Raw genomic sequence first — 19,981 nt, forward strand, 5'->3', positions numbered from 1 at the left:
ATGACCCGGGACGGTTCGGCCCCGGAGGCACAACGGGGGCGCACCGTCGACCCGGCGAGTGAAATGTCCCTTTCGGGGAGATTGTTCGCTTGGTTGCTGCGCGGTGGGCAGTTGCTGCCCGACGGCGCGGTGAGCGGCCCGGTCCACCCGCTGCTGCGGCTCTTCAGCCGCTGGGTACGGCGCCCGCTGCTGCCCGCGCTGCGGCTGTGGCGGCGCAATATCCAGTTGCGCGTGGTCGCGACCACGCTGCTGATGTCGCTGGCCGTGGTGCTGCTGCTCGGCGTCGTGGTCGTCGGGCAGGTGCGCAACGGCCTGCTCACGGCCAAGGCCCAGGCCGCGCAGAGCCAGGCCGTGGGCGGCTTCGGCGTCGCCCAGAAACTGGCCGACGGCGGTGGCGGCGATGTCCTGCCCGACGATCACACCCGGACCGGCAATCGCGGCACCCAGGACTCCGCGACCTGGCTGACCAGTCTGGTCGAGCAGCTCGCCAGCGGCGGGCAGGGCGTCTTCTCCGTCGTGGCGCTCAGCTCGGACTCCGAGGAACCGTTCGGCGACTCCAGCCGGGGCACCCGCGGGCCGCGTGCCTCCGGGGACGTCGACCCCGAGCGCAGCGTGCCCGTCGAACTGCGCCGGAAGCTGGACGCCAAGGCGGGAACGTTCCGTCAGTACACCCAGATCAAGCGCATCGGGTCCGATGAGGGCACGCCGGCGCTCATCATCGGCAAGCGGCTCAACGATGTGAACAGCAACCAGTACCAGCTGTACTACCTCTTCCCGTTCAGCCAGGAAGAGGAGTCGCTGAAGCTGGTGACGGGCACCCTCGCGACCGCCGGGGTGTTCGTCGTGATCCTGCTCGGCGCGATCGCCTGGCTGGTCGTCCGGCAGGTCGTCACGCCCGTACGGATGGCCGCGGGGATCTCCGAACGGCTGGCCGCGGGACTCCTCCAGGAGCGGATGAAGGTCACCGGCGAGGACGACATCGCGCGGCTCGGAGAGTCCTTCAACAAGATGGCGCAGAACCTCCAGATCAAGATCCAGCAGCTGGAGGAGCTCTCCCGGATGCAACGGCGTTTCGTCTCGGACGTCTCGCACGAGCTGCGGACGCCGCTGACGACCGTACGGATGGCGGCCGATGTCATCCATGAGGCACGGGAGGACTTCGACCCCGCTACGGCGCGCTCCGCGGAGCTGCTGCGCGGACAGCTCGACCGCTTCGAGTCGCTGCTCGCCGAGCTGCTGGAGATCAGCCGGTTCGACGCGGGCGCGGCGGCGCTGGAGGCCGAGCCGATAGACCTGCGCGATGTGGTGCATCGCGTCATCGAAGGCGCGGAGCCGCTGGCCGAGCGCAAGGGCAGTCGCATCGTGATGCGCGGCGCCGAGCAGCCGGTGATCGCCGAGGCCGATGCGCGACGAGTGGAGCGGGTGCTGCGCAATCTCGTCGTCAACGCCGTGGAGCACGGCGAGGGCCGGGATGTCGTGGTCCGGCTGGCGTCCGGGGGCGGCCGCAGCGGCGGCGCGGTGGCGGTCGCGGTGCGCGACTACGGCGTCGGCCTCAAGCCCGGCGAGGCCACCCGGGTCTTCAACCGCTTCTGGCGCGCGGACCCGGCGCGGGCCCGTACGACCGGCGGTACCGGACTCGGCCTGTCGATCGCCGTCGAGGACGCCCGGCTGCACGGCGGCTGGCTGCAGGCATGGGGCGAGCCGGGCGGCGGCTCGCAGTTCCGGCTGACGCTGCCGCGTACGTCCGGCGAGGCGCTGCGCGGCTCCCCGATACCGCTGGAACCGGAGGATTCGCGGCGCAACCGCGGGCTCGACGCGGCGGGGGCACCGGGCGGCGCGTCGAGCCGCAAGGCGTCCACGATCCCGGTCCAGCCGCGCACGTCGGAGCCGCGTCCCGAGACCAGGCCGTCGGCCGATCCGGCGGCGCTGCCCGGCAACGGCGCCCGGGTGGTGCCGCATTCCGGGGGCATACCCAGTGGGCCGGCAGTCGGCAAGGGCGCGCACGCCGAGAGGCCGGCCCCCAACGGGTCGGCCGATGGCGGTGCGGTCGTCGATGGTGCGGTCACCGACGGTGTGGTCGTCGATGGTGCGGAGCAGGAGGCCGGACGGGGTGTGGATCGGGAAGGCGGGCAGCAGCGTGGCCGCTGAGCGGGAAGAGGAGCGCGGCGTGAGGGCACCGGCCCGTGCGCATGGCCGCAGGACGGCCGACGGCGCCGCCCGAGGGCGCCGCAAGCCCCCGGGGGCGCCCCGTGCGGCGCGGAAGTCCGCACTGCTGGGCTGTGTGGCGCTGCTGCTGGCCGGATGCGCGTCGATGTCGATGCCGGACAACGGAGAAGTCAAGGACGTCGCTCAGTCGCCGCGCGCCGAGGGCGACTCGGAGGTCCGGGTCTACGGCGTGCCCCCGCAGGACGGAGCGCAGCCGACCAATATCGTCCGCAGCTTCCTCGACGCGACCACCAGTGACGAGGCGGATTTCCGGACCGCCGTCCAGTATTTGGCCAAATCGGCCAAGCGGACCTGGCGGCCGTTCCAGGTCACCCATGTGCTCCAGGAGCGCCCGAAGCCCGAGCCGGACATCCAGCCCGACCGGGAGGACGCCGACGGCTATACGGTCACGCTCTCCGGCAGCCAGGTGGCGACGGTGGACGCCAACCACGCCTACACCCCGCAGGAGAAGCCGTACCGCCAGACGATCCACCTCATCAAGGAGGACGGTCAGTGGCGGATCGACCGACTGCCCAACGGGCTGGTGCTCGGTCAGTCGGACTTCCAGCGCATCTATCACTCCGTCAACAAGTTCTACTTCGCTTCCTACAAGTCGGAGTCGCGCGAGCCCAAGGCGGGCCGCAACGTCCTCGTCGCGGATCCGGTCTATCTGCGCCAGCGGATAGAACCGATCACGGCCAGTGTGAAGGCGCTGCTGTCCGGACCCGCCAACTGGCTGAAACCGGTGACGTCTTCGGCGTTCCCGCCCGGCACCCGGCTCGCCACCCGTGATCTGTCGCTGGACGACTCCAACGCGCTGCGGGTGAGACTCAGTAGACAGGCGGTCAGTTCCGGCAAGAGTCAGTGCAAACGGATGGCGGCCCAACTGTTCCTCACCGTCCAGGACATGACCCGGGCATCGAAGATCAGCGAGGTGGAACTGCAGGACGCCGACGGGGAACCGCTGTGCGCGCTGACGCAGGATCAGGCCGATCGCGACTTCACTCCGTCCCGGCACGCCGTGCACTCCGCCAACGAGTACTTCATCGACGGCGACCACAAGGTCGTCACGATGCCCGACTCCGCCACGGAACCGACGCCGGTGCGCGGGCCGCTCGGCACCGGCAAGACCCCGCTGCGCTCGGTCGCCATCTCGCGCACCGAGGACACCGCGGCCGGTGTGTCCAGCGACGGGCGTGCGCTGTACGTCGCCGCCATGGAGGACGAGGCCGAACGCGGCGATCCGCTGCTGACCAGCACCGATTCCGCCAAGGGCGGGGAGGGCGGGCTGACCGCGCCCAGTTGGGACGGTCTGGGCGATCTGTGGATCGCGGACCGCGACGCGCACGGCTCGCGGCTGCTGCGGATGCGCGAGGGCAAGGGTGCCCCGGAAGAGGTCGCGGTGCCCGGCCTGGGCAAGCGGCGGATCAAGGCGATCCGGGTGGCCGCCGACGGTATCCGGATCGCGATGCTGGTGGAGGACAAGGGGCGTACCACGCTCCAGCTCGGCCGGGTCGAGCGCGGCGGCACGTACGGGCATCCGGTGCTGTCGGTGCAGGAACTGCGACCGATCGCACCGCAGTTGGAGGATGTGGTGGCCGCGTCCTGGGCGGGCGGCAGCCGGCTGGTGGTCGTCGGGCGGGAGTCCGGCGGGGTGCAGCAGATGCAGTTCATGGAGACCGACGGTTCGGCGTCCAACGCGCAGACACTGCCCGGCGTCAACGGCGTCAAGTCGGTGGCGGCCTCGGAGGACGAGACCAGACCGCTGATCGCGGACGCCACCGAGGGCATCGTGCGGCTGCCTCCGGACGCGAACTGGAAGACCGTGGCGAAGGAGGGATCGGCACCGGTCTATCCGGGGTGACGGCGGAGAGCCCCGCAGGGGGTGGCCATGTTGTCCACATCCGCGGGGTTGTCCACAGGGGTGGCGGCCGGACGCGGAACGACGGGACAGTTGAGCCATGCAGGGGGTGTGGCGGGAACTGGCGGGTCTGGTGCTGCCGGTCGATTGCGCCGGGTGCGGTCGGCCGCGTACGGAGTTGTGTGCGGAGTGTCGCCGGGCGCTGTCGCGGGGTGGTCGCGGTGCGCGGCGGGTGCGGCCGGAGCCGAGTCCCGCGGGGCTGCCCCGGGTGTGGGCGGGTGCGCCGTACGCGGAGGAGGTGCGGGCGGTACTGCTGGCCCACAAGGAGCGGGGTGCGCTGCGGTTGGCCCGGCCGTTGGGGGCGGTCCTGGCCGGGGCGGTGCGGGGGCTGCGGCCGGGCGGTGGGCCGTTGCTGCTGGTGCCGGTGCCGTCGGCCCGGAGAGCGGTGGCCTGCCGGGGCCATGATCCGGTACGCCGGATCGCGCTGGCGGCGGCCGCCGAGCTGCGGCGGGCGGGGGTGGGGGAGGGGGCGGGGGCCCGGGTCCTCGCCGTGCTGCGGCAGCGCCGTCCGGTGGCCGACCAGGCCGGGCTCAGCGCCCGGCAACGGCTGGCGAATGTGGCGGACGCACTGCATGTCCGGGGTGGCTCCGGGAGGCTGCTGGTGGGGGCTCCAGTGGTGCTGGTGGACGATCTGGTGACGACGGGGGCCACGCTCGCCGAGGCGGCGCGGGCTGTCGGGACGGCTGGAGGTCAGGTGACGGGCGCGGCGGTGGTGGCGGCGCGTGGTGCCGTCGAAATCAACCGGAACTGAAAAGGAAAATTCATCGCCGCAGGTAACGGAGGGAGAAATTTCATCCAAACGGAGCAGGAGGCGTCGAGGGGGTGCCGACACCCGTCCAGGAGAGCTATGTTCGGTTGTGAGGACTTGGCGGACGTTTTGCCTCGGATGTCCTGATGCATACGTTAAGGGGCTTTGCAATGGCCCGGAAAGCGTGAGCTTGGAGATCTTGTCCTTGGGGGAGGAGGAGGTGAAAGTCGCCAAGTCTGAGGCTTCGGCACCCACCGGAGCCTGGTGCAAGAAGGCATCACTCCGCCTGCTGAGCGGAGCGATCCGGGAACGGAGTTCTGCGTGGACATCGTCGTCAAGGGCCGCAAGACCGAGGTGCCCGACCGGTTCCGCAAGCACGTGGCCGAGAAGCTGAAGCTGGAGAAAGTCCAGAAGCTCGACGGCAAGGTGATCAGCCTGGACGTCGAGGTGTCCAAGGAGCCCAACCCGCGGCAGGCCGACCGTTCCGACCGAGTGGAGATCACCCTCCGCTCCCGCGGCCCGGTGGTTCGGGCCGAGGCGGCCGCAGCCGACGCGTATGCCGCGCTCGACCTGGCTACCGCAAAGCTGGAGGCGCGCCTGCGCAAGCAGCATGACAAGCGTTTCTCGCGCCGCGGCAACGGTCGCATTCCGGCGAGTGATGTCGCCGTCAGCGTCCCCGACGCCGCGCGCCTGAACACCAACGGCGAACTCGCCGCCGCGAGCCCCAGTGAGCCGGTGGTGCCGGCCACGAAGATGGGGTCGATCGACGTCCTGGGTGAAGGTCCACTCGTCGTCCGCGAGAAGACCCACTCGGCGCCGCCGATGACGCTCGACCAGGCGCTCTACGAGATGGAGTTGGTCGGACACGACTTCTATCTCTTCGTCGACGCCGAGACCAAGCAACCGAGTGTCGTCTACCGGCGGCACGCATACGACTACGGCGTCATCCACCTGAACCCCGACTCGTTCGGGGAGGAAGAGCCCGGCGGCGCAGGCGGCGCGCTCGGCGGCTGACCCCGTCCGCTCGGTGCCCCCGGCGTGCGCCGGGGGCACCATCATGCTTGAGAAGGTGACGAGTTGAAGCCGTATAGAGTTGTGCCAGCCAGGGAGTTTGTGGGCGCAAAACGGCGACATGCCGGGGAGACGGTCGTATGGCAGTGATGAGGCTGGTCGCGGGGGGCTGTCGTCAGCCAGCCTTATCTCCGGGCTCTGGCTCTTCGGCCGAGTAGTTGACGGGGAGGAACGATGGGGGACAGCTTCGGGCCCGTGCGTGACCACGCGGACGACGACGGCGGTGCGGAGGGCGGCGACGGAGCGGGCGCGCCCGCGAGCGTGCCGCGCAAGGAGCCGATCCGCGTCCTGGTCGTGGACGATCACGCACTGTTCCGACGGGGCCTGGAGATCGTTCTGGCCCAGGAGGAGGACATCCAGGTCGTCGGCGAAGCGGGGGACGGCGCGGAGGCGGTCGACAAGGCCGCGGATCTGCTGCCCGACATCGTGCTGATGGACGTCCGGATGCCCAAGCGAGGGGGCATCGAAGCCTGCACCTCCATCAAGGAGGTGGCCCCCAGCGCGAAGATCATCATGCTGACGATCAGTGACGAAGAGGCCGATCTCTACGACGCGATCAAGGCCGGGGCCACCGGCTATCTGCTCAAGGAGATCTCCACCGATGAGGTGGCGACCGCGATCCGTGCCGTCGCGGACGGCCAATCGCAGATCAGCCCGTCGATGGCGTCCAAGCTTCTGACGGAGTTCAAGTCGATGATCCAGCGCACGGACGAGCGCCGGCTGGTGCCCGCGCCCCGGCTTACCGACCGTGAGCTGGAGGTCCTCAAGCTCGTCGCCACCGGAATGAACAATCGCGATATCGCGAAAGAGCTGTTCATCTCCGAGAACACGGTGAAGAACCACGTCCGGAACATCCTGGAGAAGTTGCAGTTGCACTCTCGGATGGAGGCCGTGGTGTATGCGATGCGGGAGAAGATTCTCGAAATCCGGTGATCCGACCCGGTGCCGGAAGCTTGCAGCTGCTCCCGGCCCGGCTTCCGACTCTTCCGCGCCCCCGGCTCCCGCGCGCCCAGCCCCTACCCGCTCACCCTCACGAGCTCGGTGCGCAGCGCCGCGGCCAGCTCGGCGTCGTCACAGCGCTCCAGGCGTATGGAGCCGCAGCCGACCCAGGCGGCGGCCTCCCGGAGTGCCTCGGCCATGGGGCGGACGGCCTTGGGCCCGTTCATCGAGACCTGGCGGGCGACGAGGGTGGTGCCCTCGCGTGCCGGATCCACCCGGCCGACCAGCTTGCCGCCGGCCAGCAGGGGCATCGCGAAATAGCCGTGTATCCGCTTCGCGCGCGGGACGTACGCCTCCAGACGATGGGTGAAGCCGAAGATCCGCTCCGTGCGCGGACGGTCCCAGATGAGGGAGTCGAACGGCGAGAGCAGGGCCGTGCGGTGCCGGCCGCGCGGCGGCGTGGCCAGCGCAGCCGGATCGGCCCACGCGGGCCGTCCCCAGCCCTCGACCTCCACCGGCACCAGCCCCGAGTCCTCGATCACCGCGTCGACCTGCCCGGCCTTGAGGCGGTGGTAGTCCGCGAGGTCGGCGCGGGTGGCCACGCCCATCGCCGCCCCGGCCTGGGCGACCAGACGGCGGAGGCATTCGGTGTCGCCGAGATCGTCGTGCAGCAGGTCAGCGGGGACGGCGCGCTCGGCGAGGTCGTACACCCGTTTCCAGCCACGCCGCTCCGTGCAGACGACCTCGCCGGTGTCCAGCAGCCGCTCCACTGCGATCTTGGTCTCGGACCAGTCCCACCATTCCCCTCCCTTCCTGCCGCCGCCCAGCTCGGACGTGGTCAGCGGGCCGTCCGCCCTGAGGCGGTCCAGGACGGCGGCGCAGGAGCGCGCGGCGTCCTGCATAACGTGCCAGCGGTGGCCCCTGGCGCGGTAGGCGCGGCGGCGGAACGCGAAGTGCGGCCACTCCTCGATGGGCAGGATGCAGGCGGCGTGCGACCAGTATTCGAAGCTGTGGGGCGCGCCATGACCGTTCGCGCTCCAGTAGGCGGCCTCGATCCCTGGGCGGCCGACCGCGCCGAGGCGGGCGTACGGCACCAGCTCATGGGAGCGGGCCAGCACCGAGATGGTGTCCAGCTGCACCGCGCCCAGTCGCCGCAGCATCCCGCGCACGCCCGCCCGTCGCCCGCCATCACCCCGGGCGGAAACTCCCCCGGACTCCGTCCGGGGAGACCCCCACCGCGCTGCTGTGACATCCCGGCGGTCCGGGGCGCCCAGCAGGCCCTGCGCCCGCAGGGCGATGCGCCGCGCGTCGTCATGCGACAGCGTGGTCACGGGCTGCGGCTTCGGCTCAGGCTGCGGCTTCGGCTGAGGCGGGGGCGGCGTCAGGGCGGTCATGCGGAAAAGCGTAGGGGTGACCACTGACAATGGCCCTGACCTGGGCCGTTGCCCGGTGGGCGGACTCATCCGGGGTACGGCAGGTAGAGCGTGGCGTCCGAGACCGGCGCACCGGCGGAGCCCGACGGTTCGGGCGGCTCGGGCAGATCGGACGGGAGCAGGGCACCGGTCCAGACGTCCCGCCGGGCGCCTTCGTGGATCAGCTTGGCGCGCTGGGTCCCCTCCATCCGGAAGCCGACCTTCAGGGCAACCGCCCGGGAGCCGTGATTCCCGGCCTCCGCGTGCCACTCCATGCGCTCCACCCCGAGATCGCGGAACGCCCAGCGCACCACCGCGCGGGCCGCCTCGACGGTGTACCCCTTGCCGCGGTGCTCCTTGGCGGTCCAGTAGCCGAGCTCGGCCTGCCGCTCCGGGGTGCGCAGCTGTGCGAGGCGGACCAGGCCCATCGCGCCGACCAGCGATCCGTCCTCCTGGGAGAGCACCGCGAACGGGTAGGCGATGTCATCGCGCCAGCCCTCCGGCGCGGCCGTGCCGACGAACTGCTCGGCGTCCTGGAGGCGGTACGGCGAGGGGACGCTGGTCCACCTGGGGATGTCGGGTTCCTGACAGGCGGCGTGCACCGCGGCCGCGTCCCCCGGCTCGAAGGGGCGCAGCACGAGGCGCTCGGTGGTGAGGGTGACGTACTCCATGGGGCGAGTCTGCTGCGGGGCCGGAGAGCACCGCGACGGGTTTTCGTGGCCGTTTCCGGCACCTTCTCGAGGCCTCGCGCGTTCACGTGGAGGAAGGGGATACGAGCCGTCGCGGCGGCGGACCTCCCGGCTCGGGAGCGTCCTCCCTTACGATGGCCGTTGCGGCGGGGCCTGCCCCCTTGGAAAGATGCCGCGCCCGCGCACCCGACCGTGCCAGGCCCAACCGGCAAGGAGACCAGCCCAAGTGTCCGTCTTGACGAAGATCATGCGTGCAGGCGAAGGAAAGATCCTGCGCAAACTGCACCGCATCGCGGGCCAGGTCAACTCCATTGAGGAGGACTTCGCGGCCCTCTCCGACGCCGAGCTGCGGGCGCTGACCGATGAGTACAAAGAGCGGTACGCCGACGGCGAAAGCCTCGACGACCTGCTGCCCGAGGCGTTCGCCACGGTCCGCGAGGCGGCGAAGCGGGTGCTCGGTCAGCGTCACTACGACGTCCAGCTGATGGGCGGCGCGGCCCTGCACCTGGGGTACGTCGCCGAGATGAAGACCGGTGAGGGCAAGACCCTCGTCGGCACCCTGCCGGCGTATCTCAACGCGCTCTCCGGCAAGGGCGTCCATCTGATCACGGTCAACGACTACCTGGCCGAGCGCGACTCCGAGATGATGGGCCGGGTCCACAAGTTCCTGGGCCTCACGGTCGGTTGCATTCTGGCCGACATGACGCCGGCCCAGCGCCGTGAGCAGTACAACCGCGACATCACGTACGGTACGAACAACGAGTTCGGCTTCGACTACCTGCGTGACAACATGGCCTGGTCGAAGGACGAACTCGTCCAGCGCGGCCACAATTACGCGATCGTCGACGAGGTCGACTCGATTCTCGTCGACGAGGCCCGTACGCCGCTGATCATCTCCGGCCCGGCGGATTCCGCCACCAAGTGGTACGGCGATTTCGCCAAGTTGGTGCGCCGCCTGAAGAGGGGCGAGGCCGCCAATCCGCAGCGCGGCATCGAGGAGACCGGCGACTACGACGTCGACGAGAAGAAGCGCACCGTCGGCATCCATGAGTCCGGGGTCAGCAAGGTCGAGGACTGGCTGGGCATCGAGAACCTCTATGAGTCGGTGAACACCCCGCTCGTCGGGTACCTCAACAACGCGATCAAGGCCAAGGAGCTGTTCAAGAACGACAAGGACTATGTCGTCATCGACGGCGAAGTCATGATCGTCGACGAGCACACCGGCCGTATCCTCGCCGGCCGCCGCTACAACGAGGGCATGCACCAGGCCATCGAGGCGAAGGAAGGCGTGGAGATCAAGGACGAGAACCAGACGCTCGCCACGATCACCCTGCAGAACTTCTTCCGCCTCTACGACAAGCTCTCCGGCATGACCGGTACGGCCATGACCGAGGCCGCCGAGTTCCACCAGATCTACAAGCTCGGCGTGGTCCCGATCCCGACGAACCGCCCCATGGTCCGCATGGACCAGGCCGACCTGATCTACCGCACCGAGCCCGCGAAGTTCGACGCGGTCGTCGAGGACATCGTCGAGAAGCACGGGAAGGGCCAGCCGATCCTGGTCGGCACCACCTCGGTCGAGAAGTCCGAGTACCTCTCCCAGCAGCTCAACAAGCGCGGTGTGCCGCACGAGGTTCTCAACGCCAAGCAGCACGACCGGGAGGCGTCGATCGTCGCCCAGGCCGGCCGCAAGGGCGCCGTCACCGTCGCCACGAACATGGCCGGCCGGGGTACGGACATCAAGCTCGGCGGCAACCCCGACGACCTCGCCGAGGCTGAGCTGCGTCAGCGCGGCCTGGACCCGGTCGAGCACGCCGAGGAGTGGGCGGCCGCGCTGCCCGCCGCCCTGGAGCGCGCCGAGGCCGCGGTCAAGGCGGAGTTCGAGGAGGTCAAGTCGTTCGGCGGACTCTACGTCCTGGGGACCGAGCGGCATGAGTCGCGCCGTATCGACAACCAGCTGCGCGGTCGTTCCGGCCGTCAGGGCGACCCGGGCGAGTCGCGGTTCTACCTCTCCCTGGGTGACGATCTGATGCGGCTGTTCAAGGCCCAGATGGTCGAGCGCGTCATGGCGATGGCCAACGTTCCCGACGATGTCCCGATCGAGAACAAGATGGTGACGCGGGCGATCGCGTCCGCCCAGTCGCAGGTCGAGCAGCAGAACTTCGAGACGCGGAAGAACGTCCTCAAGTACGACGAGGTCCTCAATCGCCAGCGCGAGGTCATCTACGGCGAGCGGCGTCGCGTCCTCGAAGGCGAGGACCTGCACGACCAGGTCAAGCACTTCATGGACGACACCATCGACGCCTACATCCAGGCGGAGACGGTCGAGGGCTTCGCCGAGGAGTGGGACCTGGACCGCCTGTGGGGCGCGTTCAAGCAGCTCTACCCGGTGAGTGTGACCGTCGAGGAGCTGGAGGAGGAGGTCGGCGACCGGGCCGGTATCACCGCCGAGTTCATCGCGGACGCCATCAAGGACGACATCCACGAGCAGTACGCCGCCCGTGAGGAGCAGCTCGGCTCGGAGATCATGCGTGAGCTGGAGCGCCGGGTCGTGCTGTCCGTCCTGGACCGCAAGTGGCGTGAGCACCTCTACGAGATGGACTACCTCCAGGAGGGCATCGGCCTGCGGGCGATGGCCCAGAAGGACCCGCTGGTCGAGTACCAGCGCGAGGGCTTCGACATGTTCACCGCGATGATGGAGGGCATCAAGGAGGAGTCCGTCGGCTATCTGTTCAACCTGGAGGTCCAGGTGGAGCAGCACGTCGAGGAGGTCCCGGTGGCGGAGAAGACCACGCTGGAGAAGGACCTGCAGGAAGCGGTGCCCGCGGCCGCCGGCCGCCCGGAGATCCGTGCCAAGGGGCTGGAGGCGCCGCAGCGCCCCGACCGGCTGCACTTCACCGCGCCCAAGGTGGACGGTGAGGGCAGCGTCATCGAGGGCGACTTCGTGAGCGAGGAGGACGGGGTCCCGGCCCGCTCCGCGGCGGACGGCCTGACACGCGCGGAGCGCCGCAAGGCCCAGAAGGGCGGCGGCCGCCGCCGCAAGAAGTGAGCGTCGCCGCCAGGGAGCGGTGAGCGCCGAGTGGTGGCAGGGCGTCCCGGCCGGAGATCGGCCGGGGCGCCCTGCGGCGTTGCGGTGGGCCGCCCCGGGGGCGTGCCGGTTCAAGGGGTCGGCCCCCACACCGTCCGTGTCGGGCCGATGTCCAGGGCGGTGCAGCGCCAGCGGGAGTCGGCGCCGAGCTCCAGCCGGAACGCGAGGGCCCGGAGGCGTTCACCGGCCGCGATCCGGGCGAACGCCTCGATGACGCCGCTGCGCGGGCGGCACAGCCCGCAGTCGCGCACGGTCGGGACGGCCTGCCGGCGGTCCGGACCGAGCACCGGCCGCAGCGGGGCCTGCGGGGCGAGCTCCACCAGCCGGTCGTACGCCGGGCCCAGCGCGTGCCCCAGGAGGGCGTGCACCGGCCGCTGTCCGCTGAGGGTGAGCAGCAGCTGATGGGCGAACCAGTGGTGTGGCCGCTGCTCATGGGCCCGGCGCCGGGCGCCCACGGTCGGCAGCGGGGCGCCGGCCGCGTTGACGGGGGTGCGCGGGGCGGGCCGGGCCGGCGTCTGCCGTCCCGGAGGCGGGCTGCTGGGGAGGGGCCGCCCTGGGGTGGTGCGGGCGGTGATCGACGGTGTGGCGGGGCGGGTGCGTCCCGGACCGAGTCCCGGCCCGCGTCCAGGGCCGGTGCCGCGCCCGGGCCGGCGGCTCGTGTCGGATGCGGCGGGAGTGTCCGTCCGGCGTGCGCCGGGTGCCCGGCGCGGGCGGGGGACGGTGGGCGTGGGCTCCAGAGTCGTCTCCTCCTGGCCGCGAGGGCCTGCCGTCGCGCGGGAACCGTCTCCCGGGTCGGGCGTGCTGAGCGATGTGGTCGTGCCGGTCATGGTGATCGTCCCCGTCGTGCCGGGCCCGGTTTGATTACCCGGCGGTAGCTTCGGTGGAGATCTTCTATCGGCGGCGCGGACGCGGCGGCAAGGCGGGAAGAGGGGGACGCGCGGCCCCGGCAGAGTTCACCCGTCCGTGTCACCGGCCCGGAATCAGGCCGCGAAACGGGGTCCGGAGAAGGCTCCGACGCGGGCGGCGCGGGGGTCGTGGAGGCGCCACGATGGGGGACTCACGCCCGTATGCTGGCTGGGCATTCTTCTGAGTCGAGTGAATTGAGCGAAAGCGACTGCCATGCGCGTCTATGTCCCCCTGACCCTTCCCGCTCTCGCGGAGGCACACAAGAGCGGCGAGCTGGGCCCCGGACCCCTGGACGCGTATGCCGTCACGCCCGCGCTGCGCGAGTGGTACGTCTCGGACGACATCGAGGAGCTGGAGTACGCGGCGCTGAACCGCGCGGCCCAGGCGTCGCTGCGCCGGCTCGCCGGGGACCCGCAGGCCCCGCGGCGGCGGGTCGTGGTCGCGGTGGACGTGCCGGAGGGGGCGGCGGTCGCGGATCCGGACCGGGGGCTCTACCAGTCGGCGCTGGGTGAGGTGCGGCTCGCCGGGCCGGTGCCGCTGACGAAGGCCGCGGCGGTGCATGTGGACGCCGCCGACGCGGAGGCGGATGTCGCGGCGGCCGCGGCGGCGCTGGGTGCCGCGGACCAGGGCGACGAGGACGCGCGGTTCACGGTGGACGGTGCCGAGGACCACGATCTGATGTGGTTCGGCGTGCAGGAGATCCCCCTCCTGCTCGGCTGAGACGCGGCGCGCCGGCCGCCGCAGAAGGGGCCGGAAGCGGGATGTGCGGATGCGGGCGCGGTGCGTTGTCAGTGGCTGCGGGTATTTTTTCTTCATGGGGATTCGTACGGGGAACCGCATGGGGGAGCGCATGGAGAAGCACGCGGCACACATCGTGTGGGACTGGAACGGCACGCTGTTCCACGACATCGATGCCGTCATCGCGGCGACCAATTCCGCCTTCGCCGAGATCGGCCTGGAACCGATCACGCTGGAGCAGTATCGGGAGCTGTACTGCGTGCCCATCCCGCGGTTCTACGAACGGCTGATGGGGCGGCTGCCGACGGAGTCCGAGTGGCTGGTGATGGACGAGACGTTCCACCGGCACTACATCGAACACCGGGTGAGCTGCGGCCTGGCCGAAGGGGCGGACGTCCTGCTTGAGGGGTGGCAGGCGGCAGGGCGCAGCCAGTCGCTCCTGAGCATGTACGGGCACGACGACCTGATACCGCTCGTGCGCGGATTCGGCATCGAGTCGCGGTTCGTGCGGGTGGACGGCAGGACGGGGCCCTCCGGGGGCAGCAAGAGCGCGCACCTGGTGCGGCATCTTGAGGCGCTGCAGTGGGTGGATCCGGGGCGTACGGTCGTGATCGGCGACGCGGTGGACGACGCGATCGCCGCGCGGGACGCGGGTGCGTACGCGGTGCTCTATACCGGCGGATCGCACAGCCGTGGCAGCTTGGAAGGTGCCGGGGTGCCGGTGGTCGACAGCCTCGTCGAGGCCGTCGAGGCGGCGGGCGGGATCGCCGCCGAGTAGCCGCCGTCCCGGACACCGTCGCGGACCGACGTCGCGTTGTGTCATCGCACATCTGATCGGAAGAAGCGTTGTCCGGATGGGCTAAGTTCCATGGATCCTTTTGTACGTAGAAGGCCGATGACGCCACCCCTGCCGAGAGCGATAGCCTTGCAGCGTGATCAGCGCGATAACCCGCGGGGGCGCCGAAGCCTCCGCCGTGCGCCCGGGACACCACCGTGACCGGGCGGTCGCTGGTCTTCGCGGCCGGGACTCGATGTCGGTTTTGTCAAAAGGAGTCGAATCCGACTCGGCCCTCTCCCATCACGGCATAGCGTCGAAAGCGACGGGACACCCCGCGCCGCGGCGGCGTTGTGCAGCTTCCACCGAGTTCTTCCACAACGTCACGCAACGGCGCGCGACAGGAGCCAGAGGACATGCAGACCAAGCTGGACGAAGCCAAGAACGAGCTGCTCGCCAGGGCCGCCCGGGTCGTTGAAAGCAGCCCGGCAGGGGGGACCCCGCTCCCTGGGCTCGACTCGGAGACCCTCACGGGATACCTCCAGCGCTACTACCTGCACACCGCCCCCGAGGACCTCACCGACCGCGACCCGGTCGACATTTTCGGCGCCGCGCTCTCGCACTACCGCCTCGCGGAGACGCGCCCCCAGGGCACCGCGAATGTCCGGGTGCACACCCCGACCGTCGAGGAGAACGGCTGGACCTGCAGCCACTCCGTCGTGGAAGTCGTCACCGACGACATGCCCTTCCTGGTCGACTCGGTCACCAACGAGCTCTCCCGCCAGGGCCGCGGCATCCATCTCGTGATCCACCCGCAGGTCGTCGTCCGCCGCGACGTCACCGGCAAGCTGATCGAGATCTTCGACGCCGGCGACGCACACGGCACCGCCGCGGAGCGACCGCACGACGCGGTCACCGAGTCCTGGATCCACGTCGAGATGGACCGCGAGACCGACCGCGAGGACCTCAAGCAGATCACCGCCGATCTGCTGCGGGTGCTCTCCGACGTCCGCGAGGCCGTCGAGGACTGGGAGAAGATGCGCGGCGCCGCGCTGCACATCGCCGACGACCTGCCCACCGAGCCGACCGCCGACGACCTGCGCGATCAGGAGATCGAGGAGGCCCGGGAGCTGCTGCGCTGGCTGGCCGACGACCACTTCACCTTCCTCGGCTACCGCGAGTACCAGCTGGTCTCCGCGCCCGCCGAGGACGGCAGCGAGGAGGACGTGCTGGCCGCGGTCCCCGGCACCGGCCTCGGCATCCTGCGTGCCGACCCGTCGCACCACGCCGAGGACGGCCACCCCGTCTCCCCGTCCTTCAACCGGCTCCCCAAGGACGCCCGCAAGAAGGCCCGCGAGCACAGGCTGCTCATCCTCACCAAGGCCAACAGCCGGGCCACCGTCCACCGCCCGTCCTACCTGGACTACGTCGGCGTCAAGAAGTTCGACGCCCAGGGCAACGTCATCGGCGAGCGCCGCTTTCTGGGGCTGTTCTCCTCGGCCGCGTACACCGAGTCGGTGCGCCGGGTCCCGGTCATCCGCCGCAAGGTCGCCGAGGTCCTCGACGCGGCGGGCTTCAGCCCGAACAGCCACGACGGCCGCGACCTCCTGCAGATCCTGGAGACCTACCCGCGCGACGAGCTGTTCCAGACCCCGGTCGACCAGCTCCGTGCCATCGCCACCAGCGTCCTCTACCTCCAGGAACGCCGCCGCCTGCGGCTCTACCTCCGCCAGGACGAATACGGCCGCTACTACTCCGCGCTGGTCTACCTCCCGCGCGACCGCTACACCACCGGCGTCCGGCTGCGGCTGATCGACATCCTCAAGGAGGAACTGAACGGCACCAGCGTCGACTTCACCGCCTGGAACACCGAATCGGTCCTCTCCCGGCTGCACTTCGTCGTCCGCGTCGCCCCCGGGACATCCCTCCCGGACCTCACCGACCGGGACGTGGACCGTATCGAAGGCCGTTTGGTGGAGGCCGCCCGCTCCTGGGCCGACGGCTTCGCCGAGGCGCTGACCGCCGAGGTCGGTGAGGAGCGCGCCGCCGAGCTGCTGCGCCGTTACCACCGCGCCTTCCCCGAGGGCTACAAGGCCGACAACAACCCGCGCAGCGCCGTCGCCGACGTCCAGCACCTGGAGCAGCTCACCCCCGAGCCGGGCCGTGACTTCTCGGTCAGCCTCTACGAGCCGGTCGGCGCGGGCCCCGGTGAGCGCCGCTTCAAGATCTACCGCACGGGCGAACCGGTCTCGCTGTCCAAGGTGCTGCCGGGCCTGAACCGCCTGGGCGTCGAGGTCGTCGACGAGCGCCCGCACGAGCTGCGCCGCGCCGACGCCACCGTCGCCTGGGTCTACGACTTCGGGCTGCGGGTGCCCGAGCACGTCAAGGGCGACGACGCCCGCGAGCGTTTCCAGGAAGCGTTCGCGGCGGTGTGGACCGGCGCCGCGGAGAGCGACGACTTCAACACGCTGGTGCTGCAGGCGGGCCTCAACTGGCGCCAGGTGATGGTCCTCCGCGCGTACGCCAAGTACCTGCGGCAGGCCGGGTCGACCTTCAGCCAGACGTACATGGAGGACACCCTCGCCAACAACGTCCACACCACCCGGCTGCTGGTCTCGCTCTTCGAGGCGCGGATGTCCCCGGAGCGGCAGCGGGCCGGCACCGAGCTGACCGACGGTCTGCTGGAGGAGCTGGACGGCGCGCTCGACCAGGTCGCCTCCCTGGACGAGGACCGCATCCTGCGCTCCTTCCTCACCGTCATCAAGGCGACGCTGCGCACCAACCACTACCAGAGGGACAGCCAGGGCCGCCCGCACGCCTACCTGTCCATGAAGCTGGACCCGCAGGCCATCCCCGATCTGCCGGCGCCCCGCCCGGCGTACGAGATCTGGGTGTACTCCCCGAGGGTCGAGGGCGTCCATCTGCGGTTCGGCAAGGTCGCCCGCGGTGGTCTGCGCTGGTCGGACCGCCGGGAGGACTTCCGTACGGAGATCCTCGGCCTGGTCAAGGCGCAGATGGTCAAGAACACCGTCATCGTGCCGGTCGGCGCCAAGGGCGGCTTCGTCGGCAAGCAGCTGCCCGATCCGTCGCAGGACCGGGACGCCTGGCTGGCCGAGGGCATCGCCTGCTACAAGACCTTCATCTCCGGTCTGCTCGACATCACCGACAACCTCGTCGGCGGCGAGGCCGTCCCCCCGAAGGACGTCGTCCGCCACGACGAGGACGACACCTACCTGGTCGTCGCCGCCGACAAGGGCACCGCGACGTTCTCCGACATCGCCAACGAGGTCGCCGAGTCGTACGGCTTCTGGCTCGGTGACGCCTTCGCCTCCGGCGGCAGCGCCGGCTACGACCACAAGGGCATGGGCATCACCGCCCGCGGTGCCTGGGAGTCGGTCAAGCGGCACTTCCGCGAGCTGGGCCACGACACCCAGACCCAGGACTTCACCGCCGTCGGCGTCGGCGACATGTCCGGTGACGTCTTCGGCAACGGCATGCTGCTCAGCGAGCACATCCGGCTGGTCGCCGCCTTCGACCACCGGCATATCTTCCTCGACCCGAATCCGGACGCGGCGACCTCGTACGCCGAGCGCCGCCGGCTCTTCGAGCTGCCCCGCTCGTCCTGGGCGGACTACAACACCGAGCTGCTCTCCCCGGGCGGCGGCATCCACCCCCGCTCGGCCAAGTCCATCCCGATCAACGCGCAGGTGCGGGCCGCCCTCGGCATCGAGCCCGGCGTGAAGAAGATGACCCCGGCCGATCTGATGCGGGCCATCCTCAAGGCGCCCGTCGATCTGCTGTGGAACGGCGGCATCGGGACCTATGTGAAGTCCGCAGCGGAGTCCAACGCCGATGTCGGGGACAAGGCCAACGACCCGATCCGCGTCAACGGCGAGCATCTGCGCGTCAAGGTCGTCGGCGAGGGCGGCAACCTGGGCCTGACCCAGCTGGGGCGTATCGAGTTCGCCATGGCCGGCGGGAAGATCAACACCGATGCGATCGACAACAGCGCCGGTGTGGACACCTCCGACCACGAGGTGAACATCAAGATCCTGCTCAACGCCGTGGTCGCCGAAGGCGATATGACGACCAAGCAGCGCAACCAGCTGCTGGCTGAGATGACCGACGAGGTCGGCGCGCTGGTGCTGCGCAACAACTACGCGCAGAACACCGCGCTGGCGCTGGCGCTCGCCCAGTCGTCCAGCATGCTCCACGCCCAGCAGCGCTTCATGCGCCGTCTGGTGCGGGACGGCGACCTCGACCGGGCGCTGGAGTTCCTGCCCACCGACCGGCAGATCCGCGAGCGGCTGAACACCGGTGGCGGGCTCACCCAGCCCGAGACCGCGGTACTGCTCGCCTACACCAAGATCACGGTCTCCGAGGCGCTGATCCGGACGGGCCTGCCGGACGACCCGTACCTCCAGCGGCTGCTGCACGCCTACTTCCCGTCGGCGCTGTACGACCGCTTCCCCGGCCAGGTCGACGGGCACGCGCTGCGCCGCGAGATCATCACGACGGTGATGGTCAACGACACTGTCAACACCGGCGGTACGAGCTTCCTGCACCGGATGCGCGAGGAGACCGGCGCGTCCCTCGAAGAGGTCGTCCGGGCGCACACCGCGGCCCGCGCGATCTTCAAGCTCAACCAGGTCTGGGACGACGTCGAGGCGCTGGACAACGTCGTCGCCGCCGATGTCCAGACCCGGATCCGGCTGCACTCCCGGCGGCTGGTCGAGCGCGGCACCCGCTGGCTGCTCAACAACCGCCCGCAGCCACTGGACCTGTCCCCGACCATCGACTTCTTCTCGGAGCGGGTCGCCACGGTCTGGGGCCGGCTGCCCAACCTGCTGCAGGGCGGTGACCTGGAGTGGTACCAGGCGATCCTGCAGGAGCTGACCGGCGCGGGCGTGCCCGAGCCGCTGGCCGTCCAGGTGTCCGGCTTCTCGTCGATCTTCCCGGCGCTGGACATCGTCGCCGTCTCGGACCGCACCGGCAAGGAACCGCTGGAGGTCGCCGAGGTCTACTACGACCTGGCCGACCGGCTGCGGATCAACCAGCTCCTCGACCGTATCCTGGAGTTGCCGCGGGCCGACCGCTGGCAGTCGATGGCCCGCGCGTCGATCCGTGAGGACCTCTTCGCGGCCCATGCGGCGCTGACCGCGGATGTGCTGGCGGCCGGCAACGGCTCGGCGACGCCCGAGCAGCGGTTCAAGGCGTGGGAGGCGGCGAACGCGGCGATCCTCAACCGCGCCCGCGCGACGCTGGAGGAGATCCAAGGGTCGGAGAGCTTCGACCTGGCGAACCTGTCGGTGGCCATGCGGACCATGCGGACGCTGCTGCGGACGCACAGCTGAGAGGTGCGTGAGGGGCGCCTGGGGCTTGTGGGCTCCGGGCGCCCTCGGCGTTGCGGGAGGGGGCGGGGGACCCTTAAGGGTTGGTCGAACGGATCCCTTAGGGGGTGCGTGCGCCCCTTGCAGGCCACAACGTAC

At 70.4% G+C, this 19,981-nt stretch carries 12 protein-coding genes; 9 read left to right on the top strand and 3 right to left on the bottom strand.

Annotated features, from left to right (window positions below; all coding sequences use genetic code 11):
• From mtrB to K9S39_RS27505, 5 genes are all read left to right on the top strand, one after another.
• The gene (mtrB, locus tag K9S39_RS27485) at nucleotides 1-2,148 is read left to right on the top strand and encodes an MtrAB system histidine kinase MtrB (protein ID WP_406708024.1); all 2,148 of its coding nucleotides are present in this window, start codon (nucleotides 1-3) and stop codon (nucleotides 2,146-2,148) included.
• Nucleotides 2,149-2,167: 19 nt separating this feature from the next.
• Nucleotides 2,168-4,069, top strand: a complete 1,902-nt coding sequence (locus tag K9S39_RS27490) for an LpqB family beta-propeller domain-containing protein (RefSeq protein WP_406708025.1) — start codon at nucleotides 2,168-2,170, stop codon at nucleotides 4,067-4,069.
• Nucleotides 4,070-4,166: 97 nt separating this feature from the next.
• Nucleotides 4,167-4,877 carry a ComF family protein gene (locus K9S39_RS27495; RefSeq protein WP_248865981.1) on the top strand — a complete coding sequence of 237 codons (711 nt, stop codon included), beginning with the start codon at nucleotides 4,167-4,169 and terminating at the stop codon, nucleotides 4,875-4,877.
• Nucleotides 4,878-5,195: 318 nt separating this feature from the next.
• A complete protein-coding gene (gene hpf / locus K9S39_RS27500) occupies nucleotides 5,196-5,888 on the top strand; it encodes a ribosome hibernation-promoting factor, HPF/YfiA family (RefSeq protein WP_248865982.1) in 693 nt (230 codons plus the stop codon).
• A 231-nt stretch (nucleotides 5,889-6,119) separates the two neighbouring features.
• Complete coding sequence (locus K9S39_RS27505) at nucleotides 6,120-6,878, top strand: response regulator (protein ID WP_248865983.1); 759 nt, start codon at nucleotides 6,120-6,122, stop codon at nucleotides 6,876-6,878.
• An 83-nt stretch (nucleotides 6,879-6,961) separates the two neighbouring features.
• On the opposite strand, the gene K9S39_RS27510 is transcribed toward K9S39_RS27505, so the two are convergent.
• Entirely contained in the window at nucleotides 6,962-8,215 is a 1,254-nt protein-coding gene (locus K9S39_RS27510; protein WP_248868990.1) for a winged helix-turn-helix domain-containing protein, read from the bottom strand.
• A 128-nt stretch (nucleotides 8,216-8,343) separates the two neighbouring features.
• Nucleotides 8,344-8,967: a GNAT family N-acetyltransferase gene (locus tag K9S39_RS27515; RefSeq protein ID WP_248865984.1), complete on the bottom strand. Its 624-nt coding sequence runs from the start codon at nucleotides 8,965-8,967 to the stop codon at nucleotides 8,344-8,346.
• A gap of 244 nt (nucleotides 8,968-9,211) precedes the next feature.
• Here K9S39_RS27515 and secA point away from each other — a divergent pair, with 244 nt between their 5' ends.
• Entirely contained in the window at nucleotides 9,212-12,034 is a 2,823-nt protein-coding gene (gene secA, locus K9S39_RS27520; protein ID WP_248865986.1) for a preprotein translocase subunit SecA, read from the top strand.
• A 110-nt stretch (nucleotides 12,035-12,144) separates the two neighbouring features.
• Here the strand turns inward: secA and K9S39_RS27525 are convergent, their stop codons facing one another.
• A complete protein-coding gene (locus tag K9S39_RS27525; protein WP_248865987.1) occupies nucleotides 12,145-12,900 on the bottom strand; it encodes an Rv3235 family protein in 756 nt (251 codons plus the stop codon).
• Between the two features lie 292 nt (nucleotides 12,901-13,192).
• Here K9S39_RS27525 and K9S39_RS27530 point away from each other — a divergent pair, with 292 nt between their 5' ends.
• The 3 genes from K9S39_RS27530 (at nucleotide 13,193) to K9S39_RS27540 (ending at nucleotide 19,846) form a co-directional block, all read left to right on the top strand.
• Complete coding sequence (locus tag K9S39_RS27530) at nucleotides 13,193-13,699, top strand: DUF6912 family protein (protein ID WP_248865988.1); 507 nt, start codon at nucleotides 13,193-13,195, stop codon at nucleotides 13,697-13,699.
• Between the two features lie 94 nt (nucleotides 13,700-13,793).
• On the top strand, nucleotides 13,794-14,495 hold the full coding sequence (locus tag K9S39_RS27535) for an HAD family hydrolase (RefSeq protein WP_248865990.1): 702 nt from the start codon (nucleotides 13,794-13,796) through the stop codon (nucleotides 14,493-14,495).
• A 413-nt stretch (nucleotides 14,496-14,908) separates the two neighbouring features.
• Nucleotides 14,909-19,846, top strand: a complete 4,938-nt coding sequence (locus tag K9S39_RS27540; RefSeq protein ID WP_248865992.1) for an NAD-glutamate dehydrogenase — start codon at nucleotides 14,909-14,911, stop codon at nucleotides 19,844-19,846.
• Nucleotides 19,847-19,981: the final 135 nt, after the last annotated feature.

This window comes from Streptomyces halobius (assembly GCF_023277745.1).
Taxonomy (GTDB): Bacteria; Actinomycetota; Actinomycetes; order Streptomycetales; family Streptomycetaceae; genus Streptomyces; species Streptomyces halobius.

What these genes read in the sequence shown, in the direction of transcription:
- mtrB (WP_406708024.1), top strand. Translation starts at nt 1, where the DNA reads ATGACCCGGGACGGTTCGGCCCCGGAGGCACAACGGGGGCGCACCGTC.
- K9S39_RS27495 (WP_248865981.1), top strand. Translation starts at nt 4,167, where the DNA reads ATGCAGGGGGTGTGGCGGGAACTGGCGGGTCTGGTGCTGCCGGTCGAT.
- K9S39_RS27505 (WP_248865983.1), top strand. Translation starts at nt 6,120, where the DNA reads ATGGGGGACAGCTTCGGGCCCGTGCGTGACCACGCGGACGACGACGGC.
- K9S39_RS27515 (WP_248865984.1), bottom strand. Translation starts at nt 8,967, where the DNA reads ATGGAGTACGTCACCCTCACCACCGAGCGCCTCGTGCTGCGCCCCTTC.
- K9S39_RS27525 (WP_248865987.1), bottom strand. Translation starts at nt 12,900, where the DNA reads ATGACCGGCACGACCACATCGCTCAGCACGCCCGACCCGGGAGACGGT.
- K9S39_RS27530 (WP_248865988.1), top strand. Translation starts at nt 13,193, where the DNA reads ATGCGCGTCTATGTCCCCCTGACCCTTCCCGCTCTCGCGGAGGCACAC.
- K9S39_RS27535 (WP_248865990.1), top strand. Translation starts at nt 13,794, where the DNA reads ATGGGGATTCGTACGGGGAACCGCATGGGGGAGCGCATGGAGAAGCAC.
- K9S39_RS27540 (WP_248865992.1), top strand. Translation starts at nt 14,909, where the DNA reads ATGCAGACCAAGCTGGACGAAGCCAAGAACGAGCTGCTCGCCAGGGCC.